The following is a 24,960-nucleotide window of genomic DNA, read 5'->3' on the forward strand; positions in this document are numbered from 1 at the left end:
AAATGAGTTCCACAGGTAGCAAAAAATCACTTGCCGGGGTCGCAGCTGTGTTGTGGCTGGCCGTGATGGTGTCTGCACTGGCGGTGGTGAATGTCAGCCACAAGTGCCGCTCCCTGTTTGCCGAACTCAGCCAGCTGGAAAAAGCCCACCACGAACAGCAAGTGGTGTGGGGGCAATTGCTGCTGGAACAGGCGGCTCACGGTTCCTTTAGCAGCGTTGAACAGCAGGCGGCGGACAAGCTGGGTATGCGCGCACCGGTCGCCGACGACATTGTGGTGGTGCGGCCATGACTGCCCGTAAAACCACTGCTCGTAAAACTACTACCCGTAAAATCAGGGCCGCACGCATCACCATCTCCCGCTGGCGTTTTTTTGCGGTGGTGGCCTGCCTGCTGGTATTGCCGCTGCTGTTGGTGTGGCATATCGCCCGTTTGCAGGTGATGCCGGATGAGGATCGCGGCGCCGAATTTCTGCAAAACCAGGGGGATGCGCGCACCGTGCGAGTGCGTGAAATCCCCGCCAATCGCGGTTTGATTACCGATCGCCACGGCGAGACTTTGGCGGTGAGCACCCCGGTGGCCACCCTGTGGGCCAATCCGCAAGTGCTGAGCAAGGAGCCCGCTGTGCTGGCTCGGCTGGCGGCGCAGTTGGGGATCAGAGTCGACGATTTGCAGCAACGCCTGGCCCGTTACGCCAACAAGGAGTTTATGTTCCTGGCTCGTCAACTGGCACCGGCGGATGCGAAAAAAGTCATGGATTTGAAAATCGACGGCGTGCACCAACGCCGCGAGTTCAAACGCTATTACCCGGCCCACGAAGTTGCCGCCCAACTGGTTGGCGTCACCAATGTGGATGATCGCGGTCAGGAAGGAGTGGAGCTGGCGTTTGACGAACACCTCACCGGCAAGCCCGGTGCCAAACGGGTGCTTAAAGACCTCAAGGGCAACGTCATCAAAGACCTGGAATTGATTCGTCGTGAGCAGCCGGGCAAAGACGTGGCGCTCAGTATTGACCTGCGTTTGCAATACCTGGCCTACCGGGAATTGAAAGAGGCGGTGAAGCGCTTTGGCGCCAAAGCTGGCTCCGTGGTGATGCTGGATGTGGCCAGTGGCGAAGTCCTGGCCATGGCCAATCAGCCTTCCTTTAATCCCAACGCCAAAGGTTCCCGTTCCGCCGCCGCCATGCGCAACCGCGCGGTTACCGACCGGGTGGAGCCCGGTTCCACCATGAAGCCTTTCACCATGGTGGCGGCTCTGGAGAGCGGTAAATTTACCCCCGGCAGTATTGTTGATACCGGCATGGGATACGTGCGGGTGGGCTACAAAGATATTAAGGATCCGCTCGGATACGGCGTGCTGGATATGGCGGGCGTGTTGGCCAAGTCCAGTCAGGTGGGCACGTCCAAGGTGGCCCTGGAGCTGGACCCCCATCACGTCCGCGAAGTGTTTGCCCGCGGTGGTCTGGGGCAGGCCACCGGTCTGGAATTTCCCGGCGAGATCGAAGGCTACCTGCCGGCGCCACGGCGCTGGGACGATGTCACTCGCACCACTTTGGCATTTGGCTACGGCCTCAATGCCTCGCCCCTGCAAATTGCCAAAGCCTATGCGGTGCTGGCTGCCGGTGGTGAGGCGCGGCCAGTAACGTTGTTAAAGAACAATGTCCCCGCCCGTACGGAACAGGTGATTGAGCCACAGATTGCCCGTCAGGTTTTGCAGATGATGAAGGCGGTCACCGAGCCCGGCGGTACCGGCACCAAGGCGGCGCTGGCGGCCTATCAGGTGGCGGGCAAAACCGGCACCGCCCGCAAAGTGGCCAAGGGTGGCGGCTATGACAGTGACCGCCACATCGCCTTGTTTGCCGGAGCAGTTCCGGCGGACAACCCCAAACTGGTGTGTGTGGTAGTGATCGACGAGCCCACCGTCGGCGACAGTCACGGCGGCGGCACGGTGGCGGCCCCGGTGTTTTCCGGGGTGATGGCGGAATCGCTGCGATTGTTGCGGGTGCCGCCAGATACCGATGACAGCCAGCAGGTGACGGCCCTCAAAGAGTCGCCACCGGTGGGAGGGGCGACATGATGGCGCAGCCCCACAAACCTCAGGTGACACAAGCGAAAACGCTGGGCCAATTGCTGCCCGGCGTTGCGCTTTCTACTGACCTTCAAGTATTGGCCGTTAGTGCCATTACTGCCGATAGTCGCCAGGTGGTGCCCGGTGGCCTGTTCTGCGCCTGCCCCGGACTCAAGGTGGACGGCCGCGATTTTATGGCGCAGGCCGCCGCCGCCGGTGCCGCCGCTATTGTGGCGGAGGCGGATGGGCTCGCTGTTGGTGATTGGGCAGTGCCGGTAATTGCGGTGGCCGGCCTCGCCGCACAACTCAGCGCCATCGCCGGGCGCTTTTACGGCGAGCCCGCCAGTCAGCTGCAGTTGACCGGCATTACCGGTACCAACGGCAAAACCACCTGCAGCCAGTTATTGGCCCAATTGCAACAAAAGTTGCAACAAAAATTACAAAAAAAGTTACAGCAATCCCGGGGCAGCGCCGGTTTTATCGGTACGCTCGGTTACGGACTGGTGGGTGGGCAAACGGTGGAAACCGGTATGACCACCCCAGATGCTATTGGTACTCAACAGTGTCTGGCGCAGCTGAAAAATCACGGCGCCGGTTCTGTGGCGATGGAGGTTTCATCCCACAGTTTGGGGCAGGGCCGGGTGGCGGCGCTGCCGTTCCACACCGCCATCTTTACCAACCTCAGTCGCGACCACCTGGACTACCACGGCGATATGGCCAGTTACCTGGCTGCCAAGGCACAGCTGTTTAAACAGCCGGGCTTAGCGCTGGCGGTACTGAATGGTGATGATGAAGCCAGCGCCACCATCGCCGCGCAATTGCCCAGTGAAGTGGCTTGCTACCAATACGGTATTGATAATTCCACCGCCGATGTGACGGCAACGGATGTGGTGCTTACGGAGCAGGGTGTTTGTGCCAGGGTCAGTACGCCCTGGGGCGAAGGTGAGCTGCGCTCGCCGCTGTTGGCTCGTTTTAATGTCAGCAATTTGCTGGCGGTTATCACCGCTGCCTGTGGCCAGGGCTGGGCGCTGGATCAAGTATTGGCGCAGCTGCCGTCACTGGCGGCTGTGCCCGGCCGCATGGAGCTGGTGAACCCTCGGGTGGAGGCGGATTTGCTGCCAACGGTGGTGGTGGATTACGCCCACACGCCGGATGCGCTGGAAAAAGCCCTGATTGCCTTGCGCAGCCACTGCCAAGGTTTGCTGTGGTGTGTGTTCGGCTGCGGTGGTGACCGCGACAGCGGCAAGCGCCCGCAGATGGGTGCGGTGGTGGCGCGGCTGGCGGATTGCCCGGTGGTGACCAGTGATAATCCGCGCAGCGAAAACCCGGACCAGATCATTCTCGATATCCTCGCTGGTATGCCCGACAACGCCGCCGTGCGGGTGGCTCCAGACCGCGCTACCGCCATCAGTGAGGCCATTGCCTGTGCCGCCGATGACGACTGTGTGTTGATCGCCGGCAAAGGGCATGAAACTTATCAAGAGATCAATGGCGAGCGCCTGCGGTTCAGTGACGTGGAGCAGGCGGTTGAGGTGTTGCGGCAGCGGGCGTTGAAGCAGCCGGTGGATGATCTGGCTGCGCATTTGGGGCCAGTGGGTCTGGGAGGGGGTGATGACTGATATGCCTGCACTCAGCCTGTCCCGGGCCGCCATTGAATACGGCGGCACGTTGATGCACCCGGACTGCCAGTTTGATGGTCTGTCTACGGATACCCGCGATATCGCTGCCGGGCAATTGTTTGTGGCCCTGCGGGGTGCCAACTTTGATGCCCACAGCTTCCTCGCGCAGGCGGCGCAAAAAGCCTGCGGGCTGGTGGTGGAATCCCCGGATCGCAGCCTGGAATTGCCCCAGTGGGTAGTGCCGGACACCACCGTGGCACTGGGGCAGGTGGCGCACCTCAAGCGGCGGGATTTTCAGGGTCGTGTGGTGGCAGTTACCGGCAGCGCAGGCAAAACCACAGTCAAGGAAATGCTGGCTGCCATCTTTGCTCAGGCGGCGGGTGAGGCTGGCGTACTGGCCACCAGGGGCAACCTCAATAATCACATCGGTGTGCCGCTCACTTTGATGAATCTGGAGTCGCGGCACCGCTACGCAGTGATTGAAATGGGCGCCAGCGGTGGAGGTGAAATCGACTACCTGTGTCAGCTGGCTCGCCCTCAAGTGACCCTGGTAAACAATGTGTTGCCCGCCCATGTGGAAGGCTTTGGCAGTGTCGATGCCATTGCCGACGCCAAAGGCGAAATTTACAGCGGCCTGCCTGCAGACGGCACGGCGGTACTCAATCTCGACGAAGCCTATGTGGATCGCTGGCGCAGCCTGATTGGTGAGCGCAATTGCCTGACGTTCAGCGTGGCCAACCGCGAGGCGGATGTTTTTGCCAGTGATGTCAGCGCCGATGAGCTGGGTTTTTGCCGTTTTGTGCTGCATGGCCCCGAGGGTGAGGCAGAGGTCAAGCTCAAGATCAGTGGCCGTCACAACGTGGCCAACGCTCTGGCGGCTGCAGCGGTGGCCCAGGCTGCCGGTGTTTCTGTGGCGGATATTGCCGCTGGCCTGGGCGCTATGCAGCAGGTTGCCGGGCGCATGGAATTATCCCGACTGGCCAGTGGTGATTACCTGATCGACGACAGCTACAACGCCAATCCCGGTTCGGTAAAGGCGGCGGTGGATGCGCTGTTGCAACTGCCCGGCACGCCAGTATTGGTGTTGGGTGATATGGGTGAATTGGGCAATGACGAAGTGGCTTTGCATGGCGAAGTGGGTGAGTACGCCGCTCGTGCCGGTGTGGAGCAACTGTTTACGGTGGGCACCTTGTCTGCCAGCACCAGTGCCGCTTTTGGCAGCGGCGCACGGCATTTTGATAATCAACAGGACTTGCTCGCCGTATTGCAACCACTGCTTGGCAGCGGTGTGGCGGTGCTGGTGAAAGGCTCGCGCAGTTCCGGTATGGAAAAAATCACCAAAGCGTTGCGGTTAGACGACGCAAGTGGAGAACGATAATGCTCTATTGGTTAGCCGATTATTTGTCGCAGTACGTCAGTGCTTTTGGGGTAGTGCAGTACCTTACCTTTCGCGCCATTTTGGGGGTGCTGACGGCGCTGGGTATTTCCCTGTGGCTTGGGCCGGTGATGATTCGCAAACTCAACCTGTTGCAGATCGGCCAGTCCGTGCGCAGCGATGGCCCCCAGAGTCACCTCAGCAAATCCGGCACCCCCACCATGGGTGGTGCGCTGATTTTGATGGCGATTTTTGTCGCCACCCTGCTGTGGTCCAACCTGGAAAACCGCTACGTCTGGGTGGTGTTGGGTGTGACCTTTATTTTCGGCGCCGTGGGCTGGGTGGACGATTATCGCAAGGTGGTGGAGAAAAACTCCCGTGGCCTGCCCGCCCGCTGGAAATATTTCTGGCAGTCTGTGGGCGGTTTGGGGGCGGCCATCTTCCTGTATTGCAGTGCTACTTCGCCAGCGGAAACCACCCTTTACGTGCCGTTCTTTAAAGATGTGGCACTGCCTCTGACCGCCATGGGCGGTATTTGCTATATCGCGCTTACTTATTTTGTGATTGTCGGTGGCAGCAACGCGGTCAACCTCACCGATGGTCTCGACGGCCTGGCCATTATGCCCACGGTTATGGTGGGCGGCGCGCTGGGGATATTCGCCTACCTGACCGGCCACAGCCAATTTGCCGACTACCTGCATATTCCCTATATCGCCGGTGCCGGTGAGCTGATTGTGTTCTGTGCCGCACTGGGTGGCGCCGGTCTGGGTTTTCTGTGGTTCAACACCTATCCGGCGCAAGTGTTTATGGGCGACGTGGGTGCGCTTGCATTGGGGGCGGCACTGGGGGTGATTGCGGTGATCGTGCGCCATGAAATCGTATTTTTCATTATGGGTGGTGTGTTTGTGATGGAAACCCTGTCGGTGATGATTCAGGTGACCTCCTACAAGCTCACCGGCAAGCGGGTGTTCCGCATGGCGCCCATCCACCACCACTTTGAATTAAAAGGCTGGCCGGAGCCACGAGTGATTGTGCGCTTCTGGATTATTACGGTGATGTTGGTGTTGATCGGCCTGGCGACATTGAAACTTAGATAAGGGGTTAGACGTTGGACGTTGGACGAAAAACCATTGACGGCACCGCAGTGAATTTTTGGTGTTCTGCCACAGGAGCTTACAGAGTATCTGTGATTCGTTGTGGCACCTCGTCAAACGTCGAACTTCAAACGTCAAACAGAATATGAAAACGACAGATCACAACACAGAAAAAGGCGTAACAGCGATACTGGGTATCGGTGTTACCGGGCTGTCTGTGGCGCGCTTTTTGGCTCGCCGCGGGGAGTGCTTTGTGGTTTGTGATACCCGCGAAAAACCGCCATTGCTGACGCAGTTTCGCGACGAATTCCCCGATATTGACTGCCATTTGGCTGCCGATGCTCACAGGGCATTGCAAGGTGCTGCCGAACTGGTGGTCAGCCCCGGCCTGGCTCCGGACGAACCGCTGCTGATGGAAGCCCGCCAGCAGGGTGTCGAGGTTATTGGCGATATTGAATTGTTTGCCCGCCACGTGAAAGCGCCGGTGGCCGCCATTACCGGTTCCAACGGCAAGAGCACGGTAACCGCCCTGTTGGGAGAAATGGCCCGTGCCGCCGGATTGCGCGTGGCGGTGGGCGGCAACCTGGGTACTCCGGCGCTGGAGCTGTTGGCGGATGATCGCGAGCTTTATGTGTTGGAGTTGTCCAGTTTCCAACTGGAAATTACCCACAGCCTGAAACCGGCGCTGTCCACCATTCTGAACCTGTCGGAAGACCATCTGGATCGCTACGGCTCCATGGAAAACTACCTGGCGGCCAAGCAGCGGATATTCCAGGGTGCCGCGCACATTGTCTGTAATCGCGACGACAACGCCACTCGCCCCGGCAACGGCGCTGTGCCGCTTTCCAGCTTTGGCTTGGAAGCGGGTGAGCTCACTGAAGGTGACAAGCATCAGTGCGGCGTGACCAATCGCAATGGCGAGCTGTATTTACACGGCGTCGATGGCGATTTGATGCCGGTGGAGGAGTTGCGCATCAAGGGTCGCCACAACTGGGCCAATGCACTGGCAGCCATGGCCATGGGCGCAGTGCTTGGCTTGCCAGATAGTGCCATGGCTCGGGCCATGCGTGAATTTCCCGGCCTCGATCATCGCTGCCAAACCGTGCGTACCCTGGATGGGGTCAGTTACATCAACGATTCCAAGGCCACCAATGTGGGGGCCACTCTTGCGGCCCTGGAAGGGCTGGCGGACGGGGAGCGTCGCAATATTTTGTGGATCGCAGGCGGTGAGGGCAAGGGTGCCGAATTCCACGAGCTGCGCAGCGCCGTGGCCGCCACTGTTAAGCGGGCATTGCTGATTGGTGTCGATGGCCCGCGCATAGCTGAGGCCATTGCCGGTGCTGCGGATGTTGAAGCTCAGCCCTCTCTGCAGGCCGCCGTGGGGCGCGCCCGCCAACTGGCGCAACCCGGCGACCTGGTGTTGCTGTCACCGGCCTGTGCCAGCTTCGATATGTTCAACAGCTTTGAACACCGGGGGGAGGTATTTGCCCGGGTAGTGGAGGCATTGTTATGAGTGCCGTGGCCAGTATCAAGGGTATGCCGTTGTCGTTTGTTGGGAGTGACCTGCAACACCTGGACGGCAAATTGCTGCTGACGGTGCTGGCGCTGATCACCCTGGGCGTAGTGATGATTTATTCAGCCTCTGTGAATTTCGCGGAAGTGAACTTTGGTGACAGTCTGTATTTCTTTAAGCGCCAGCTGATGTATCTGGCGCTGGGGTCGGTATTGGGGCTGGTGGTACTCAACATCCCGGTGGTGTTCTGGTACCGCTATGGGCTGCTGCTGCTGGCGGCGGCTTTTGGCCTGTTGTTGATTGTGTTGATTCCCGGTGTCGGCCGCAGTTTTAACGGTAGCCGTCGTTGGCTGGGGCTGGGCCCCATGACTTTCCAGGTGTCTGAGTTGGTGAAACTGGCAGTGGTGCTGTTTATGGCGGGTTATCTGCAACGCCACCAACAGGTGTTGCGGGACAACTGGAAGGAAATTGGCAAACCTCTGGGTATTCTCGCAGTGCTGGTGGGCTTGTTGCTGTTGGAGCCGGATTTGGGGTCTTCGGTGGTGTTGTCCGCCACCGTGCTGGCCATGCTGTTTTTTGCCGGTGCCAAGTTGTGGCAAGTGGGAGTGTTGATGGGATTGGCTGGTGGGTTGCTGGGTTTGGCGGCGGTGCTGTCGCCCTATCGCCTGAAGCGCCTGGTGGCCTATCTGGATCCCTGGGCTGACCAGTTTGGCAGTGGCTATCAATTATCCCAGTCGCTGATCGCCTTTGGTCGCGGCGAATGGTTTGGGGTGGGTCTGGGCAACAGTGTGCAAAAACTGGGCTATCTGCCAGAGGCTTACACCGACTTTGTATTTGCGGTGTACGCCGAGGAGTTTGGCCTGTTGGGAGTGGTGGCGCTGATTGCGCTATTCGCCCTGCTGCTGTGGCGGGTATTTGCCATTATTCGCCGCGCTGTGCGCCGCAGCGACTGGTTTACCGCTTATTCGGTGTTTGGCCTCGGCGTGCTGCTGGCGGGCCAGGCATTTATCAATATCGGTGTGGCATCCGGGTTACTGCCCACCAAGGGTTTGACGCTGCCCTTTATCAGCTACGGCGGTAGCAGCCTGTTAGTGAGCTGCGTGATGGTGGCGCTGATTCTGCGCTTTGGTATGGAACTGCATGCTCCGGTAGCCAAGAAGAAACCTTTAAAAGCAGACGGGAGGGCGCGATGACCGACATGGCTCAAACAGCGCCCAGAAAAATCATGGTGATGGCCGGTGGTACCGGCGGCCATGTATTTCCGGCACTGGCGGTGGCCAGCGAATTGCGCGACCGTGGCGTTGCCATCGAATGGTTTGGTACCCGCCGGGGTATCGAGGCACAGCTGGTGCCCGCCAACGATTTTCCGCTGCACTTTATCGATGTGGCCGGAGTGCGTGGCAAGGGTGTGACGACCCTGCTGAAAGCGCCATTTTTACTGCTCAAGGCGGTGTCCCAGGCCCGTGCGCTGTTGCTTCAGCAGCGCCCCAATGCGGTGCTCGGCATGGGCGGTTTTGCCTCTGGCCCCGGCGGGCTGGCGGCGCGGCTGCTGGGCATACCGGTGGTGATTCACGAACAGAATGCGGTGGCGGGTACCACCAACCGCTGGCTGGCGAAGCTGGCGCGGCGGGTAATGGAGGCGTTTCCCGGTTCCCTGCCCAAAGGGGATCACTGCGGCAACCCGGTACGCCGGGAAATTATCGATTTGCCAGAGCCCGGGCAGCGCCTGCAACGCAACGGCGATACCCCGAATCTACTGGTGCTGGGCGGCAGCCTGGGAGCCCAGGCTATCAATGAAGTGCTGCCCCAGGCCATTGCCCGCCTGCCCCGGAAAGAGTGGCCTAATATCTGGCACCAGACCGGTCGCGACAAGGCGGTGGTGACCGCAGAGGCCTATCGCGAAGTCGGCGTCGAGGCCCATGTGGTGCCCTTTATCGACGATATGGCGGAGGCCTATGGCTGGGCGGATTTGGTGTTGTGTCGTGCCGGTGCCCTGACGGTGTCGGAATTGGCGGCGGCGGGGGTGGGCTCCATTTTGATTCCGTTCCCCCACGCCATCGACGACCACCAGACCAAAAACGGCCAGTGGCTGGTGGATAACAATGCTGCCCGCCAGATTCAACAGGCGCAGTTAAGCCCGGAGAAGCTGGCGGTGGAATTGCAACAATTGCTGGGGGAGCGCCAGCAGTTGATAACCATGGCAGAAAACGCCCGCGCCCTGGCACGGCCGGGGGCGATATGTGCCGTGGCGGATGCCTGTGAGGAGGTATGCAAATGAGTAAAACCGCAACAGACGGCGGCAAGGTGAACGCGGTGTTTGAAATTCCGGAGATGCGCCGTATCCAGCGCATCCACTTTATCGGTATTGGCGGAGTGGGCATGTGTGGTATTGCCGAAGTGCTGCTCAACCAGGGCTACCGGATTTCCGGCTCCGATATTAATGACGGCCCGGTGACCAAACGCCTGCGGGATATGGGCGCCAGCATTTTTATCGGCCACGCCGCCAGCAATGTGGATGGCGTGGATGTGGTGGTCAATTCCACCGCCGTAAATGACAGCAACCCGGAAATGGTGCGCGCCCGGGATCAGCGCATTCCCATTGTGCGCCGGGCAGAAATGCTGGCGGAGTTGATGCGCTATCGCCACGGTATTGCCGTGGCGGGTACTCACGGCAAAACCACCACCACCAGTTTGATTGCCTCAATTTTTGCCGAGGGCGACAAAGACCCGACCTTCGTTATCGGTGGCCGCCTCAACAGCGCTGGCACCAACGCCCGCCTGGGGGAAAGCCGCTACCTGGTGGCGGAGGCGGACGAGAGCGATGCCTCCTTCCTGCATTTGCAGCCGATGGTGGCCGTTGTCACCAATATCGATATCGACCACATGGAAACCTACGGTTTCGACGAGGGCAAACTGAAAAAGACCTTTGTGGAGTTTCTTCACAACCTGCCGTTTTACGGTTTGGCGGTGGTTTGCGTGGACGACGAGCGCGTGCGCGAAGTGATGCCCGATGTGTCACGGCCCATGCTCACTTACGGTTTTTCCGAGCAGGCGGATTACCGCATCAGCGACCTGCGCAGCGACAAAAATCGCAGTTATTTCACAGTGCAGCGCCCGGACGGGAAAGAGCCCCTGGACATCGAACTCAATATCCCCGGAGCCCACAATGTGCTCAACGCCACAGCAGCCATTGCGGTGTCCACCGACGAGGGCATTGACGACCGCGCCATTTGCGAGGGGCTGAGCAAATTTGGCGGTGTCGGCCGCCGCTTTGAAATGTACGGTGAGTTCCCGGTATCCACCGGCGGTGGTCGCGGTGGCGAAGCCATGCTGGTGGACGACTACGGTCATCATCCCCGCGAGGTGGCCGCCACCATCAAGGCGGTGCGCGACGGTTGGCCCCAGCGCCGCCTGGTGATGGTGTTTCAGCCCCACCGTTTTACCCGCACCCGGGATTTGTACGAGGACTTTGTGCAAATACTGTCCAGCTGCGATGCCCTGGTGTTGACGGAAGTGTACTCCGCTGGCGAAGAACCCATCCCCGGCGCCGACGCCCGCAGCCTGTGCCGCAGCATTCGCCAGCGGGGGCTGGTGGACCCGATTTTCGCCGACAGCATTGACGCCGTACCCGACATCGTCCGCGACATCATTGAACCCGGCGATATTGTCATCACCCAGGGGGCGGGCAGTGTCAGCAAACTGGTGAAGATGCTGGCGGAGAGGAAGTTGCAATGAATATACGGTCGCACGTCGCACGTCAGACGTCGCACGCTAAAACCAAGCACTGCGTCAGCAGGTTTTTCGTCATCCCCGCGAAGGCGGGAATGACGCAAGCTCCGAACCAAAGCGTGCGACGTGCGACGTCAGACGTGCGACCCCCTAACAACAACTTCGTTGCTGAGGTGTGGCAATGAACAAGAACAAGCAATACGGCCGCGTCGGCGTTATCTACGGTGGCAATTCCGCCGAGCGCGAGGTGTCGCTGCAATCTGGCAAGGCGGTATATGAGGCCCTGCTGCGCGCTGGTGTAGACGCGGTGCCGGTGGTGGTGGAGGGCAACCCACTGGCTACCATTCAGTCCGTGGATATGGATCGCGCCATGTTGGTACTGCACGGCCCAGGTGACGAAGACGGTACTTATCAGGGGGCGCTGGAGTTGTTGGGTATTCCCTATACCGGCAGCGGCGTGATGGCGTCTGCGCTGGCCATGGACAAGTGGCGCTGCAAAAAACTGTGGCGCGGTATTGAGCTGCCCACCGCCGAGTTCACCATGTTGGACGAAGGCAGCGATTGGGCGGCGACCCTGGAATCTCTGAGCGGTGTGGTGATGGTAAAGCCCAATGGCGAGGGTTCCAGCATCGGCATGCGCCGGGCGGAAACCCCGGAGCAGTTGCGAGATGCCTGGCAGCAGGCGGCACTGTACGGAGAGGTAATGGCGGAGCGCTGGATTGATGGCCCGGAATATACCGTGGCAATACTCAATGACCGGGCTTTGACGCCGATAAAGCTGGAAACCGATCGCGGCTTTTACGACTACGAAGCCAAGTATCTACTGGATGATACCCGCTACCTGATTCCCTGCGGATTACACGGTGGCGAGATTCACCAGCTACAGCAATTGGCCTTGCAAGCATTTAACAGCATTGGCTGCAGCGGCTGGGGCCGGGTGGATGTGATGCGCGACAGCGATGGCCGCTTCCAGGTGCTGGAAGTAAACACCATCCCCGGTATGACCGACCACAGTCTGGTGCCCAAAGCGGCCGCTGCGGAAGGCTTGGCCATGGAGCAGTTGGTGGTGGAAATTTTAAACACCTCTATAAGTTGATATGGGTTGTAGGGTGGATTAGCGAAGCGTAATCCACCGCACATGAAATATTGGATTGAAATGACAAGAGTAGCCAACAGAAAAGGCGCCAGCCGCCAGCATCGCGAGCCCCGCTTCCAGGGCTTGTGGTCGCTGCTGCGCACTGCAGTTTTCACTCTGATGTGGGGCTGCTTTGCCATCGGCATGTTGTGGGGTGGGGTGTTGCTGTACCAACACCTCGACCGCCCCATCGAACGCATTTCGGTACAGGGAGATTTCAAGTACGCCAGTCGCGAGCAAATTGCCCGTCTGGTGCGCGGTCAACTGCACGGCGGTTTCCTGAGTCTGGAGCTGGGCAAAATTCGCAGCCAGTTGGAGCGCGACCCCTGGATCGCCAACGCAGTGGTAAGCCGCCGCTGGCCCGGGTACCTGGAAATATCAGTGACTGAGGAAATGCCCATCGCCCGCTGGAACCGCCGCGGCTTTCTCAACAGCCGCGGTCAGGCATTGGATATAGAAGACAACAGTGGCTTGGAAAATCTGCCTCTGTTGTTGGGCCCCCAGGGGCAAGCGCGGCTGATTATGGAGGAATACCAGCACGCCGCGCAGATGTTGTTGCCATCGGGGTTGAAGACCATGGAGTTTCGCCTCGACAGCCGTCGCGCCTGGTATTTGAAAGTGGTGGCGGTCAGCGGCAGCCACTCCACCCAGGGCAAAACCCTGGAAGTTGAAGTGGGCCAGGGCAATGTCACGGAAAAATTAAAACGCTTTCTGGCGGTGTACGACACCGTGTTGCGCCATCGCCAGGGAGAGATTGCACAGATTGATATTCGTTACCCCAATGGTGTTGCCGTGAGCTGGCGCGCTGTGGGTCAACAAAAGAGTGGGGATGCAAAAAATGGCTAGTAACGAAGAACGCATGATCGTCGGACTCGATATCGGCACCTCCAAGGTGGTGGCGATAGTGGGTTCGCTGAGCCCCGATGGTCAGCTGGAGATCGTTGGCACCGGCATGTACCACTCCACGGGCATGAAAAAAGGCGTGGTGGTGAATATTGAATCCACTGTGCACTCCATCCAGCGGGCCATCGAGGAGGCGGAGTTAATGGCCGGTTGCCATATCCACTCGGTGTATGTGGGCATTGCTGGCAGCCATATTCGCAGCCTCAACTCTCACGGCATTGTCGCCATCCGCGATCGCGAGGTGAACCCCCAGGATGTAGAGCGGGTGATCGATGCGGCAAGGGCGGTGGCGATTCCGGCGGACCAGGAGATCCTTCACGTGCTGCCGCAGGAGTTCATTATCGACAACCAGGAAGGGGTGCGCGAACCTCTGGGTATGTCCGGTGTGCGCCTGGAGGCCAAAGTGCACCTGGTGACCTGCGCCGCCAACGCTGCCCAGAACATCAAAAAGTGCATTCGCCGCTGCGGGCTGGAAGTGGAAGATGTGATCCTTGAGCAACTGGCCTCCAGCTATGCAGTGCTCACCGATGACGAAAAACAGTTGGGCGTGTGTCTGGTGGATATTGGCGGCGGCACCACGGACATTGCCATTTTTACCGAAGGTGCCATTCGCCACACCGGAGTGATTCCCATTGCCGGGGATCAGGTCACCAACGATGTGGCCATGGCCCTGCGCACGCCCACACCCCACGCGGAAGAATTGAAGATCAAATACGCCTGTGCGCTGGCGAATCTGGCGGGGCCGGAGGAGAGCATCAAAGTGCCCAGCGTCGGCGACCGCCCGCCCCGCGACCTGTCGCGGCAGGCATTGGCGGAGGTAGTGGAACCCCGCTACGACGAACTGTTTACCCTGATCCAGGGCGAGCTGCGCCGCAGCGGATTCGAAGACCTGGTGGCGGCGGGCATTGTGCTTACCGGCGGCACCGCCAAGATGGAAGGGGTGGTGGAACTGGCGGAGGAAATCTTCCATATGCCGGTGCGTTTAGGCGCCCCCAGCAATATCACCGGGCTGACCGATATAGTGAATAACCCGATTTATTCCACCGGTGTTGGCCTGCTGCTGTACGGCATGCAACAACAACAGGAAGGCCCGGTGCGGCGCACCAGCAGCAGTGCTGATAGTGGTGGAGAGGGTTTGGTGGGCCGTATCAAACAGTGGTTTCAGGGCAGTTTGTAGTAGTGGTTTCGTCATCCTGAGCGCAGCGAAGGATCCCTTGATTGCTGCGAAGTGCGAGATCCTTCGTTGCGCTCAGGATGACAAAGATTCAATCATTTTCAGTATCAACAATTTCAGGGAAAACAAAGGGGATAAACCATGTTTCAAATCGTAGACAGTATTCCGGATTCAGCGGAAATCAAGGTGATTGGTGTCGGTGGTGGCGGCGGTAATGCCGTGCGGCACATGATCGAAAGCAACGTCGAAGGTGTGGAGTTTATCTGCGCCAATACCGACGCCCAGGCGCTCAAGGACATTGGCAATGCCACCGTCCTGCAGCTGGGTAACAACGTCACGCGCGGGCTCGGTGCCGGGGCCAACCCGGAGGTCGGCCACCAGGCGGCTCTGGAAGATCGCGACCGCATTGCCGATGTGTTGCAGGGCGCCGATATGGTGTTTATCACCGCCGGAATGGGCGGCGGTACCGGCACCGGTGGTGCACCGGTGGTGGCGGATGTGGCGAAAGAATTGGGCATCCTTACGGTAGCGGTGGTGACTCGCCCGTTCTCTTTCGAAGGCAAAAAGCGCATGGCCATTGCCGAAGAAGGGCTCAAGCACCTGCGTGACCGTGTGGACTCGCTGATCACCATTCCCAACGAAAAACTGCTGGCGGTACTGGGCAGTTCCACCAGTTTGTTGTCCGCCTTCAAAGCGGCCAACGATGTATTGCTGGGTGCAGTGCAGGGTATTGCCGACCTGATTATCCGCCCGGGCATGATCAACGTGGATTTCGCCGATGTGCGCACCGTGATGTCGGAAATGGGCATGGCGATGATGGGCAGTGGCGAAGCCGCTGGCGACCAGCGCGCCCGCGAAGCGGCGGAGTCGGCGGTACACAGCCCGCTGCTGGAAGACATCAACCTGCAGGGTGCTAAAGGCATTCTGGTGAATATCACCGCGGGCCCGGAACTGTCTCTGGGTGAATTCCAGGATGTGGGTGACACCGTGGAACAGTTTGCCTCCGATGACGCCACTGTGGTGGTGGGTACGGTGATCGACGAAAGCCTGGGCGACAAGCTGCGGGTAACCGTTGTGGCCACTGGTCTCGGCAGGGAATTTGTGCCCACCAAAGTGGTGGACAATACCACCCAGCAGGCAGAGCCCCGCAAAAACAACGGCGAAGTGGATTACGGCGAGCTGGACAAGCCGGCGGTAAATCGGGTGCGTCGCGGTCAGGCGCAAACTCGCCGCCCGGCGGGTAATCCGGCTCAGGCCCAGATGCAACAGCCTCCGGTGAGCACCGAAGCCACTGCCCGCAAGCTGGAAGAACCGAAAGCGGATCAGGATATGGACTATCTGGATATTCCCGCTTTTCTGCGCAGGCAGGCTGATTAGTAATAGTGTTGCGTCATCGCAAGCGTAGCGTGGCGATCTCCATCGGACAAAGTGCCAGGGTCAGGAGATTGCCACGGCCTTCGGCCCCGCAATGACGGGATAGGCGCAATTAAATGATAACGCCATTCCATCACTTCTCCCCTTTGTGGATAGAATGGCACTATCGGAGCTTTTTACGGTCATACCCTGATCGCCACCTGTCCTTTCGGCAGGTGGTCTGGTTGCCGGGTATCTGGTATGATGCGCGGCTTTTCGGCTCACTTTGCGTGGAATAAACAGCGTATGGTCAGGCAGCGGACACTGAAAAACACCATCAAAGCCACTGGCGTTGGCTTGCATACCGGCGACAAGGTTTACCTGACCCTACACCCGGCTCCGGTGAACAGCGGCATTGTTTTTCGCCGTACCGATCTCTCCCCGGTGGTGGAAATTGAAGCCAAGGCAGAGAATGTCGGCGACACCACTCTCTCTACCACACTGGTGAATGGCGATGTTCGGGTTTCCACGGTAGAACATCTGTTGTCCGCTATGGCGGGTCTGGGTATCGACAACGCCATTATCGACGTGTCCGCCCCGGAAGTACCCATTATGGATGGCAGTTCCGGGCCTTTCGTTTTTCTGATTCAGTCGGCAGGTATCGCCGAGCAGGAAGCCCCGAAAAAATTTATCCGTATCAAAAAGGAAGTCACCGTCACCCACGACGACAAAGTGGCTCGTTTCAAACCCTTCGACGGCTTTAAAGTCTCCTTTACCATCGACTTTGATCACCCGGTATTTAAAGGCCGGGCACTGCACTCCGCCATTGACTTCTCCACCACCTCCTTTGTGAAAGAAGTGAGCCGGGCGCGTACCTTTGGTTTTGTTCACGAATTTGAATACATGCGCTCCAAGGGGCTGGCTCGCGGTGCCAGCGTGCAGAACGCTATCGCCGTAGACGAGTACAGCATCCTTAATGAAGATGGCCTGCGCTACGAAGACGAGTTTGTAAAACACAAGATTCTCGATGCTATTGGCGACCTGTATTTGCTCGGCAACAGCCTGATTGGTGAGTTCGAGGCCTTCAAATCCGGCCACGCCCTCAATAACGCCTCTTTGCGGGCACTGATCGCCCAGCCGGATGCCTGGGAAATGGTGACCTTTGAAGGCGAGGATGCCGAGGCACCCATCAGCTACAGCAAGCCGGTTGCGGCACTGTAGTTGAAGGTTTGGATGCGACCTGGTTAACAGAGTGTCCGGCTCAGTAGCGTTAAGGTAGCGGGTGATATCAGTGGCTTTTATCGACAGCAACGAGAACGACCATAACGACAATAAAAAACGCAAAGCTCGTGCTATGAAAATCATCTTTATTGGCAATAATCAGGACAGCAGCCGTACGGTCAGCTTGAACAGCTGGGCGAAAGTGGTGCTGTCGTTGTGTTTTTTGGCATTGCCCACCGGTACGGGGTTTCTGATTGGCAAACTGGTCAGCGACCGCAACACTGACCTGGAGCTGGTGCAGGCGGTAGAGGCCATGCACGAGGAACTGCAACAGCAGCGCGACACTCTGAGCGGTGAACGCACCGAGGCGCGTCGCCGGCTGGCGGCCCTGACTTCCAAATTGGCAGAGATGCAGGCACGCCTGGTGCGCATCGACGCCCTTGGCGAGCGCCTCACCGATGTGGCCAGCCTGGATCAGGGCGAGTTTGATTTCAGCCGGGTGCCGGCACTGGGTGGCCCCGATGAAGCCATTCTTGGTGGCGGCCTGGGAGACGAGTCCGGCAGCCGCGAACCCTCCGACCTGGATCAATTGTTTGCCCAACTGCAACGTCAGCTGGACGATCGCGAACTGCAGTTGCAGATGATGGAATCCATGCTAGTGGATCGCGAGATCACCCAGCAGACCACAGTCGCTGGCCGCCCCATTAGCAAGGGCTGGATGTCGTCCAAATATGGCTGGCGCACCGACCCCTTTCACGGCAAGCGCGCCTGGCACAAAGGCGTGGATTTCGCCGGTAAAGAGGGTGGCGATGTGGTGGCCACTGCCGCTGGCGTAGTGACCTGGTCTGGCGAGCGCGGCGGTTACGGCCAGCTGATTGAAATAGAACACGGCGATGGCTTTGTCACCCGCTACGGCCACAACAAACAAAATCTGGTGAAAGCCGGAGATGTGGTCAAAAAAGGCCAGGTGATTGCCCTGATGGGCAGCACTGGTCGCTCAACCGGCCCCCACGTGCATTTCGAAGTGTTTAAAAACGGCCGCTCGGTGGATCCTGCCACCTATATCAAAAAGACCGTACTCTGAATTCTGGCCGCACTCGCGGCATTCCCCCGATAAATCAGTGCCCCTTTGTTGATGGGCCGCTGATTCCACAGTTTTTATTTGTCTCTGGCAAAAACAACCCCATATAGCCTTTAGCGGCGCTGTACTGAACAGCGCCAAACTGAATCCAAGGGAAACCGATGGCCAACCTGATAAAGAAAGTATTCGGCAGCAAGAACGATCGTGAATTGCGCCGGATGCGCAAAATAGTCAAACAAATCAACAGCTTTGATGAGCCGCTGCGGGAGCTCAGCGACGCTGAGCTGCGCGCCAAAACCGGTGAATTTCGTCAGCGCATGCAAGATGGTGCAACCCTCGACCAACTGTTGCCCGAAGCCTTTGCGGTGGTGCGGGAAGCGGCGGACAGAACCCTGGGAATGCGCCATTTCGATGTGCAGATGATCGGCGGTATCACCCTGCACGAAGGCCGCATCGCCGAAATGCGTACCGGTGAAGGTAAGACCCTGATGTCTACCTTGCCCGCCTACCTGAATGCTCTGCCAGCTGAAGGTGTGCATATCATCACCGTCAACGATTACCTGGCCAAGCGGGATGCCGATTGGATGCGCCCCATTTACGAACAGTTGGGGCTCACCGTGGGTGTGGTGTATTCCGGGCAAATGGCCGAGGAAAAACAACTCAATTACGCCGCCGATATCACCTATGGCACCAACAACGAATTTGGCTTCGATTATTTGCGCGACAACATGGCGTTGCGCCAGGAAGACCGTGTACAGCGCAAACTGTCGTTCGCGGTGGTGGACGAAGTGGACTCCATCCTGATCGACGAGGCGCGCACGCCGCTGATTATTTCCGGCGCTGCCAGCGACAGCTCGGAAGTGTACAAACGCATGAACCGCATCGTGCAGCTGCTCAAGCCTCAGCAGCATTCCGACAAAGTGCGCAACGACAAAATTCAGCTACCCAAGGTTATGTTGCAGCGCGATGGCGGCGAGCCAGAACTGGTTAATGTAGGCGCTGCCCAGGCAGAAGCCAGCGAAGCGGGCAAAGACCTGGTGATGATGGAGGAGGGCAAACAGCCCCTGTGCCAGATTCTCGATACCGGCGACTTTGTGGTGGATGAAAAGAGCCGCGCGGTGGAACTCACTGAACAGGGCCACGAAAAAATCGAAGGTCTGCTGATCAATGAGGGCTTGCTGGGTGAAGACGAAAGCCTGTATCAGTCTACCAATCTGGGCCTGTTGCACCACGTTCATGCGGGCCTGAAAGCCCACCACCTGTTTCGCCGGGATGTGGATTACATTGTCGAAGGCAATGACGTGGTGCTGATTGACGAACACACGGGCCGTAAAATGCTGGGCCGCCGTTTGTCGGAAGGTTTGCACCAGGCCATTGAAGCCCGCGAGGGGGTGCAGATTCAGCAGGAAAGCCAGACCCTGGCGTCCACCACCTTCCAGAACTACTTCCGCCTGTACGACAAACTGTCTGGCATGACCGGTACCGCCGATACCGAGGCCTACGAATTTCACCAGATTTACGGCCTGAGCGTGGTGGTCATTCCCACCAACCGCGCCGTTGCCCGGGAAGACCTCAACGACCTGGTGTACCTGACTCAGGGTGAGAAATACCAGGCAGTGATTGAAGACATCAAACACTGCATGGAGAAAAAAGCCCCGGTGCTGGTGGGTACCGCTTCCATCGAAACCTCTGAACTGCTGTCAGCACTGCTGAAAAAAGCCAAAGTGCCGCACCAGGTTCTGAACGCCAAATTCCACGAAAAAGAAGCGCAAATTATTGCCCAGGCGGGCCGCCCCGGTGCGGTGACCATTGCCACCAACATGGCCGGTCGCGGTACCGATATTGTGCTGGGGGGCAACTGGGAAGCGGAATTGCGGGATATGAAGTCCCCGTCTGAGGAGCAGCTAGCTGCTGCCAGAAAAGAGTGGGAGCAGCGCCACGCCACCGTACTGGAAGCGGGCGGCCTGCATATTATCGGTACCGAGCGCCACGAATCCCGCCGTATCGATAACCAGCTGCGGGGCCGTGCCGGTCGCCAGGGCGACCCTGGTTTATCCCGTTTCTACCTGTCGCTGGAAGACCCGTTGATGCGCCTGTTCGCCTCCGACCGGGTGAAAAACATGATGCGCGCCCTGGGCATGAAAGATGGCGAGGCTATCGAGCACCGCATGGTGTCCAACGCCATCGAAAAAGCCCAGCGCAAAGTGGAAGGCCGCAACTTCGATATTCGCAAACACCTGCTGGAGTTTGACGATGTGGCCAACGACCAGCGTCAGGTGGTGTATCAGCAGCGCAACGATTTGCTGGAAAGTGACGATATTTCCGATGTGATCGACTCGGTTCGTGAGGATGTTGTAAACGATGTCATCAGTGCCCATATCCCACCGGAAAGCCTCGAAGAACAGTGGGATATCGACGGGCTGGAGGAGGCTCTAAAAGCTGAATTTTTGCTGGAAGCGCCGATTCAAGAGTGGCTCGACAGCGACGACCGCCTCAATGAAGAAGGCATTCGTCAGCGAGCTAACGCCGAGCTGAACGCCCACTACAAGGCCAAATGCGATGAAGTTGGCCCGGATATGCGCGCCATCGAAAAGCAGATCATGTTGCAGGTGTTGGATCAGCTGTGGAAAGAGCATCTGGCCAATATGGACCATCTGCGTCAGGGCATTAACCTGCGCGCCTACGCCCAGAAAAACCCCAAACAGGAATACAAGCGGGAATCTTTTGAGCTGTTTGAAGATTTGCTGCACAACGTCAAACTGGAAACCACCCGCTTTCTGTGCAAGGTACAAATTGCCCAGCCGGATGAAGCAGAACAGCTGGAACAGCGTCGCCTGGAGCAACAACAAAGGCAGCAAATGGAATTCCAGCACGCCCAGGCTTCCGCCATGGCCGCTGAACCGGAAGCGCAGCAACAGGCACAACCTCAGCAAGCACCTCCCGGCGTGGGCCGCAACGACCCGTGCCCCTGTGGTTCTGGTAAAAAATACAAGGCTTGCCACGGCAAGCTGGACGGTGCGGCGCAGCCCTTTGTGCGCGAAATGCCCAAAGTGGGCCGCAACGACCCCTGCCCCTGTGGTTCCGGCAAAAAATTCAAGCAATGCCACGGCAAGCTGGGGTAACAGGTTTATCGTCATCCCAATCCGTAGGGTGGGTTAGCGAATGCGTAACCCACCTATTGCTTGGGTCTTTGGCGGATTACGTCGCTACGCGTCTAATCCGCCCTACAGAATAAAGAGAACGTAAAGAAATGCCCGTAGGCAAACCCACCTTTCCCACCATGTATCCGGTACCCGGCTTTAAGCTGGGTACCACCTCCGCTGGCATTAAAGTCCCTGGCCGCAAAGACCTGGTGGTAATGGAAGTGGCTCCCGGCAGCACCGTGGCTGGAGTGTTTACCAAAAACGCCTTTTGCGCCGCGCCGGTGCAAATTGCCAAAGCGCACCTGACGGAAACAGCCCCGCACTACCTGATTACCAACACCGGAAATGCCAATGCCGGCACCGGTGAACAAGGGTTGCTGGCTGCCAATAAAGTGTGTGAAGCACTTGCTGATACTGCCGGGGTTCCCGCTTCTGAGGTGCTGCCGTTTTCTACCGGTGTGATTGGCGAGCCGTTACCCGCCGATAAAATTATTGCAGCAATACCCGATGCGTTCGCGGCCCTGGATGAACAGGGCTGGAAAGATGCCGGTGAAGGCATACTCACCACCGACACTCGCCCCAAAGGTGCCAGCCGCCAGGTGGAAATTGGCGGCAAAATTGTCACCGTTACGGGTATTTCCAAGGGTTCCGGCATGATCAAGCCCAACATGGCGACCATGCTGGGTTATATCGCCACCGATGCGCAGATTGATCAGCCGTTACTGCAACAGCTTGTCATGGAGTGCTGCGATTGCTCGTTCAATCGCATTAGCGTGGATGGCGACACCTCCACCAACGATTCAGTGGTCCTTGTCGCCACCGGAAAATCCGCTGTTGCCATTACTGAAAATTCCTCTGGCTATGCCGCTTTTGTTGACGTTTTACGGCAAGTGGCGGTGGAGCTGGCGCAAGCCATTGTTCGCGATGGTGAAGGTGCCAGCAAATTTGTGACAGTGGCTGTGGATGGAGCCGCCAACCGGCAGGAGGCACTGGATGTGGCCTTCACAGTGGCGGAATCACCACTGGTAAAAACCGCGCTGTTTGCCTCCGACCCGAACTGGGGTCGTATCCTGGCGGCTGTTGGCCGGGCCGGTGTCGATAATCTGGATGTAAATAATGTGATTATTCATCTCGGCGATGTACTGCTCACTGAGCAGGGCGGCCGTGCTTCTGATTACCGTGAGGAAGATGGACAGGCGGTGATGGATCAGGAGGAAATTGATATTCACATCAACCTGGGGCGCGGCAATTGCAGCGAGACAGTCTGGACCACGGACTTGTCTCACGACTACGTGAAAATCAACGCCGAATATCGCACATGAAAGAGGCCGTCTGTTGAGAAGAATCCACGTTGTTGCCGCTGTTATCCATGGTGACTGCTGCGGGCGCCCCGGCGAAATCTTTATCGCCAAGCGCCCGGACAATGTTCACAAAGGTGGGCTGTGGGAATTCCCCGGCGGCAAAGTCGATGAAGGCGAAACTCCTCGGCAGGCTTTGCTGCGTGAACTGCAGGAGGAGCTGGGCATCCAAACCACCGCCTGCCAACGGCTGGTGGAAACCCATCACGACTATCCAGACAAGCAGATTCATCTGGAATTTTGGGATGTGACAGACTTTGATGGCGAGCCTCACGGCGCCGAAGGCCAGCCGGTGAAATGGGTTAAACCCGGCGAACTTGGGGATTATCCATTTCCGGAAGCAAATCAGGCTTTAGTGAACCACTTGATTGAAAATCTGTAGGCATCTCGGCATCCACCATCAATGCTGGGTCTGATCCAATAATTCCTCATCCATAACAGGCTCCCCAGGGATACTGTGGGCTTCATTGGCCCAGTCGCCAAAATCAATTTGCTTGCAGCGGGTGGAGCAAAAAGGCCGGTGTGGGTACTGGTCGTTCCACTGAATCAGTTTTTGGCAGGTGGGGCAGTTTAATTCGGTGGTGTTGCTCATGCTGGTTGCTCGACTGCGGCTGCGGCCAGTTGCAGGTATTGTTGGTGTATGTCTTTAACTTGCTGCTCCAGTTTTTCCAGTGAGCCGCTGTTGCAGATCACATCGTCGGCCCGCTCCAGGCGCTTTTCCCTGGGCATTTGGCTGGCCATAATAGCGCGAATTTGTGCTTCTGAAGTGGCGTCCCGGGCACAGGCGCGTTCGATTTGCAGTTCTTCGCTGGCGTCTATCACCAGAATGCGATCAACCAGTTTGTGTTGTTCTGTGTCCAGCAGCAGTGGCGAGGCGAGAATCACATAAGGGCTCCGCACTGTGCGCAGGCGCTGATCCATCCACTGATATATCAGAGGGTGCAACAAATCTTCCAGCCATTGGCGCTTTTCCGGGTCGGCAAACACCAGGGCGCGCAAGGCGCTGCGGTTAAGGTCGTTGCTGGGCAACAACACACCGGTACCAAAGTGTTCGATAATCTCCATATAGGCGTCGGTGTGGGGTTCCACCACCCGGCGCGCGGCGATGTCCGCGTCGACAATCTCGATATCACAATCCTGAAAATAATGAGAGGCGGCATTTTTGCCGCTGCCGATACCCCCGGTAAGACCAACTACGTACATGGTGACATTCTCTGTTTGTTCGCTGGAAGGGCACAGTATATCGCCGTCATTGCCAGACAAAAAGGCGGGCTTGTGACAAGTTGAGTGTGCCGGGGTTAAGTGCTTTATCTCTCGAGGAGTTTCACCTCTCTTTGTGGGAAGGGTATCTGTACATTGGCGCGCTGTAATTCGGCAAATATATCGTCGTTTACTGCCATGCGCAGCTGATGGTATTGCTCGGTGGGCACCCAGTATCGCAGGCTGAAATTCACGCTGCTGTCGGCAAATTCATCGATGCCGATTTGGGGTTCACGGTTGTCGCACAGTTGGTGTTTGTCCAGTACGCCGCGCAGCAGTTGTTTGACCTTCTTCATATCGGAGTCGTAGGCCACGCCAACGGTGGCTTCCACCAGTTTTTCGTGTTTTGAATTGTGCAGAATTTCGCCGACGATATGGCGGTTGGGAATCAGTATTTGCACATCATCTTCGTCGCTGAGCAGGGTATAGGCCAGGCGCACCTCCTTCACCACCCCGGTCACGCCTTGAACACTGATGGTGTCACCCACTACAAACAGGCGGGTAACAATAATGCTGAGGCCGGCACTGTAATTGGACAGCAACCCCTGGACGGCCAGTCCCACACCCAGTGAAATAGCGCCTATGGCCGCCACAAACGGGGTGATTTCTACCCCCAGTTTGTTCAGGCAGATCACCATAACCCCGGCGAGGATAATAATTTTGACAATGCTGGCAATAAAGTTGGACAGGGTGGGGTCCAGCTCTTTGCGCAGGCAAAAGTTATTCAGCCCTTTGGAAACCTTGCCAGCCACAAACAGGCCGATCAGGAAAATCAGAATGGCGCCAACCAGCTGAAAGCTGTAGTTGGCAAAAAACTCCACCACAATCTGATAAAAGTTTTGTAACAGCTGCAATTCGTTGTCCAGGGAAAGTTGATCCATGGTGAATCCTGTGGGTGTTTAATCCGGTTAATGGGTAGAATAGCAGCAAACTGCAC

General features: G+C 58.0%; 21 protein-coding genes. 18 read left to right on the forward strand and 3 right to left on the reverse strand.

Annotated elements, in window-relative coordinates:
* Window positions 1-2: 2 nt before the first annotated feature.
* The 18 genes from ftsL to mutT all read left to right on the forward strand — a co-directional run bounded on the left by ftsL (window position 3) and on the right by mutT (window position 23,145).
* Entirely contained in the window at window positions 3-290 is a 288-nt protein-coding gene (ftsL, locus tag ACVBEJ_RS07765) for a cell division protein FtsL (protein ID WP_447129051.1), read from the forward strand.
* Window positions 287-2,074, forward strand: coding sequence for a peptidoglycan D,D-transpeptidase FtsI family protein (locus ACVBEJ_RS07770; protein WP_447129052.1), 1,788 nt, complete (start codon window positions 287-289; stop codon window positions 2,072-2,074). Before ftsL ends, ACVBEJ_RS07770 begins: the two co-directional genes overlap by 4 nt.
* Window positions 2,071-3,684 carry a UDP-N-acetylmuramoyl-L-alanyl-D-glutamate--2,6-diaminopimelate ligase gene (locus ACVBEJ_RS07775; protein WP_447129053.1) on the forward strand — a complete coding sequence of 538 codons (1,614 nt, stop codon included), beginning with the start codon at window positions 2,071-2,073 and terminating at the stop codon, window positions 3,682-3,684. Before ACVBEJ_RS07770 ends, ACVBEJ_RS07775 begins: the two co-directional genes overlap by 4 nt.
* Window positions 3,677-5,062 (forward strand): UDP-N-acetylmuramoyl-tripeptide--D-alanyl-D-alanine ligase, encoded by a 1,386-nt coding sequence (locus tag ACVBEJ_RS07780; protein WP_447129054.1) that lies wholly within the window; start codon window positions 3,677-3,679, stop codon window positions 5,060-5,062. Before ACVBEJ_RS07775 ends, ACVBEJ_RS07780 begins: the two co-directional genes overlap by 8 nt.
* A complete protein-coding gene (gene mraY / locus ACVBEJ_RS07785; RefSeq protein WP_447129055.1) occupies window positions 5,062-6,156 on the forward strand; it encodes a phospho-N-acetylmuramoyl-pentapeptide-transferase in 1,095 nt (364 codons plus the stop codon). The genes ACVBEJ_RS07780 and mraY overlap by 1 nt, the downstream gene beginning before the upstream one ends.
* Window positions 6,157-6,298: 142 nt before the next feature.
* Window positions 6,299-7,666, forward strand: a complete 1,368-nt coding sequence (gene murD / locus ACVBEJ_RS07790; RefSeq protein WP_447129056.1) for a UDP-N-acetylmuramoyl-L-alanine--D-glutamate ligase — start codon at window positions 6,299-6,301, stop codon at window positions 7,664-7,666.
* On the forward strand, window positions 7,663-8,859 hold the full coding sequence (ftsW, locus tag ACVBEJ_RS07795) for a putative lipid II flippase FtsW (protein WP_447129057.1): 1,197 nt from the start codon (window positions 7,663-7,665) through the stop codon (window positions 8,857-8,859). Before murD ends, ftsW begins: the two co-directional genes overlap by 4 nt.
* On the forward strand, window positions 8,856-9,944 hold the full coding sequence (gene murG / locus ACVBEJ_RS07800) for an undecaprenyldiphospho-muramoylpentapeptide beta-N-acetylglucosaminyltransferase (RefSeq protein ID WP_447129058.1): 1,089 nt from the start codon (window positions 8,856-8,858) through the stop codon (window positions 9,942-9,944). The genes ftsW and murG overlap by 4 nt, the downstream gene beginning before the upstream one ends.
* Window positions 9,941-11,401 (forward strand): UDP-N-acetylmuramate--L-alanine ligase, encoded by a 1,461-nt coding sequence (gene murC / locus ACVBEJ_RS07805; protein ID WP_447129059.1) that lies wholly within the window; start codon window positions 9,941-9,943, stop codon window positions 11,399-11,401. The genes murG and murC overlap by 4 nt, the downstream gene beginning before the upstream one ends.
* A 175-nt stretch (window positions 11,402-11,576) precedes the next feature.
* Entirely contained in the window at window positions 11,577-12,491 is a 915-nt protein-coding gene (locus ACVBEJ_RS07810; RefSeq protein WP_447129060.1) for a D-alanine--D-alanine ligase, read from the forward strand.
* 60 nt (window positions 12,492-12,551) lie between these two features.
* On the forward strand, window positions 12,552-13,376 hold the full coding sequence (locus ACVBEJ_RS07815) for a cell division protein FtsQ/DivIB (protein WP_447129061.1): 825 nt from the start codon (window positions 12,552-12,554) through the stop codon (window positions 13,374-13,376).
* Entirely contained in the window at window positions 13,369-14,610 is a 1,242-nt protein-coding gene (gene ftsA, locus ACVBEJ_RS07820) for a cell division protein FtsA (protein WP_447129062.1), read from the forward strand. Before ACVBEJ_RS07815 ends, ftsA begins: the two co-directional genes overlap by 8 nt.
* Window positions 14,611-14,748: 138 nt before the next feature.
* Window positions 14,749-15,984, forward strand: a complete 1,236-nt coding sequence (ftsZ, locus tag ACVBEJ_RS07825) for a cell division protein FtsZ (RefSeq protein ID WP_447129063.1) — start codon at window positions 14,749-14,751, stop codon at window positions 15,982-15,984.
* 282 nt (window positions 15,985-16,266) lie between these two features.
* On the forward strand, window positions 16,267-17,181 hold the full coding sequence (gene lpxC / locus ACVBEJ_RS07830) for a UDP-3-O-acyl-N-acetylglucosamine deacetylase (protein WP_447129064.1): 915 nt from the start codon (window positions 16,267-16,269) through the stop codon (window positions 17,179-17,181).
* Window positions 17,182-17,314: 133 nt separating this feature from the next.
* Entirely contained in the window at window positions 17,315-18,265 is a 951-nt protein-coding gene (locus tag ACVBEJ_RS07835) for a peptidoglycan DD-metalloendopeptidase family protein (RefSeq protein WP_447129221.1), read from the forward strand.
* Between the two features lie 158 nt (window positions 18,266-18,423).
* Window positions 18,424-21,384: a preprotein translocase subunit SecA gene (secA, locus tag ACVBEJ_RS07840; RefSeq protein ID WP_447129065.1), complete on the forward strand. Its 2,961-nt coding sequence runs from the start codon at window positions 18,424-18,426 to the stop codon at window positions 21,382-21,384.
* 128 nt (window positions 21,385-21,512) lie between these two features.
* Window positions 21,513-22,727: a bifunctional glutamate N-acetyltransferase/amino-acid acetyltransferase ArgJ gene (gene argJ, locus ACVBEJ_RS07845; protein ID WP_447129066.1), complete on the forward strand. Its 1,215-nt coding sequence runs from the start codon at window positions 21,513-21,515 to the stop codon at window positions 22,725-22,727.
* A gap of 13 nt (window positions 22,728-22,740) precedes the next feature.
* Window positions 22,741-23,145, forward strand: coding sequence for an 8-oxo-dGTP diphosphatase MutT (gene mutT, locus ACVBEJ_RS07850; protein WP_447129067.1), 405 nt, complete (start codon window positions 22,741-22,743; stop codon window positions 23,143-23,145).
* Window positions 23,146-23,163: 18 nt separating this feature from the next.
* Here the strand turns inward: mutT and yacG are convergent, their stop codons facing one another.
* The 3 genes from yacG to ACVBEJ_RS07865 form a co-directional block, all read right to left on the reverse strand.
* The gene (gene yacG, locus ACVBEJ_RS07855) at window positions 23,164-23,355 is read right to left on the reverse strand and encodes a DNA gyrase inhibitor YacG (RefSeq protein WP_447129068.1); all 192 of its coding nucleotides are present in this window, start codon (window positions 23,353-23,355) and stop codon (window positions 23,164-23,166) included.
* Window positions 23,352-23,966, reverse strand: coding sequence for a dephospho-CoA kinase (gene coaE, locus ACVBEJ_RS07860; RefSeq protein ID WP_447129069.1), 615 nt, complete (start codon window positions 23,964-23,966; stop codon window positions 23,352-23,354). The genes yacG and coaE overlap by 4 nt, the downstream gene beginning before the upstream one ends.
* A 104-nt stretch (window positions 23,967-24,070) precedes the next feature.
* Window positions 24,071-24,904: a mechanosensitive ion channel family protein gene (locus ACVBEJ_RS07865; protein WP_447129070.1), complete on the reverse strand. Its 834-nt coding sequence runs from the start codon at window positions 24,902-24,904 to the stop codon at window positions 24,071-24,073.
* Window positions 24,905-24,960: the final 56 nt, after the last annotated feature.

It is taken from the genome of Porticoccus sp. GXU_MW_L64 (genome assembly GCF_052983295.1).

Coding starts and splice junctions, on each gene's coding strand:
- murC (WP_447129059.1), top strand. CDS start 9,941: ATGAGTAAAACCGCAACAGACGGCGGCAAGGTGAACGCGGTGTTTGAA.
- ACVBEJ_RS07815 (WP_447129061.1), top strand. CDS start 12,552: ATGACAAGAGTAGCCAACAGAAAAGGCGCCAGCCGCCAGCATCGCGAG.
- coaE (WP_447129069.1), bottom strand. CDS start 23,966: ATGTACGTAGTTGGTCTTACCGGGGGTATCGGCAGCGGCAAAAATGCC.
- secA (WP_447129065.1), top strand. CDS start 18,424: ATGGCCAACCTGATAAAGAAAGTATTCGGCAGCAAGAACGATCGTGAA.
- ACVBEJ_RS07770 (WP_447129052.1), top strand. CDS start 287: ATGACTGCCCGTAAAACCACTGCTCGTAAAACTACTACCCGTAAAATC.
- lpxC (WP_447129064.1), top strand. CDS start 16,267: ATGGTCAGGCAGCGGACACTGAAAAACACCATCAAAGCCACTGGCGTT.
- argJ (WP_447129066.1), top strand. CDS start 21,513: ATGCCCGTAGGCAAACCCACCTTTCCCACCATGTATCCGGTACCCGGC.
- murD (WP_447129056.1), top strand. CDS start 6,299: ATGAAAACGACAGATCACAACACAGAAAAAGGCGTAACAGCGATACTG.
- ACVBEJ_RS07775 (WP_447129053.1), top strand. CDS start 2,071: ATGATGGCGCAGCCCCACAAACCTCAGGTGACACAAGCGAAAACGCTG.
- ftsZ (WP_447129063.1), top strand. CDS start 14,749: ATGTTTCAAATCGTAGACAGTATTCCGGATTCAGCGGAAATCAAGGTG.
- ftsW (WP_447129057.1), top strand. CDS start 7,663: ATGAGTGCCGTGGCCAGTATCAAGGGTATGCCGTTGTCGTTTGTTGGG.
- mraY (WP_447129055.1), top strand. CDS start 5,062: ATGCTCTATTGGTTAGCCGATTATTTGTCGCAGTACGTCAGTGCTTTT.
- ftsA (WP_447129062.1), top strand. CDS start 13,369: ATGGCTAGTAACGAAGAACGCATGATCGTCGGACTCGATATCGGCACC.
- ACVBEJ_RS07810 (WP_447129060.1), top strand. CDS start 11,577: ATGAACAAGAACAAGCAATACGGCCGCGTCGGCGTTATCTACGGTGGC.
- ACVBEJ_RS07780 (WP_447129054.1), top strand. CDS start 3,677: ATGACTGATATGCCTGCACTCAGCCTGTCCCGGGCCGCCATTGAATAC.
- ftsL (WP_447129051.1), top strand. CDS start 3: ATGAGTTCCACAGGTAGCAAAAAATCACTTGCCGGGGTCGCAGCTGTG.
- murG (WP_447129058.1), top strand. CDS start 8,856: ATGACCGACATGGCTCAAACAGCGCCCAGAAAAATCATGGTGATGGCC.
- yacG (WP_447129068.1), bottom strand. CDS start 23,355: ATGAGCAACACCACCGAATTAAACTGCCCCACCTGCCAAAAACTGATT.
- ACVBEJ_RS07865 (WP_447129070.1), bottom strand. CDS start 24,904: ATGGATCAACTTTCCCTGGACAACGAATTGCAGCTGTTACAAAACTTT.
- ACVBEJ_RS07835 (WP_447129221.1), top strand. CDS start 17,315: ATGAAAATCATCTTTATTGGCAATAATCAGGACAGCAGCCGTACGGTC.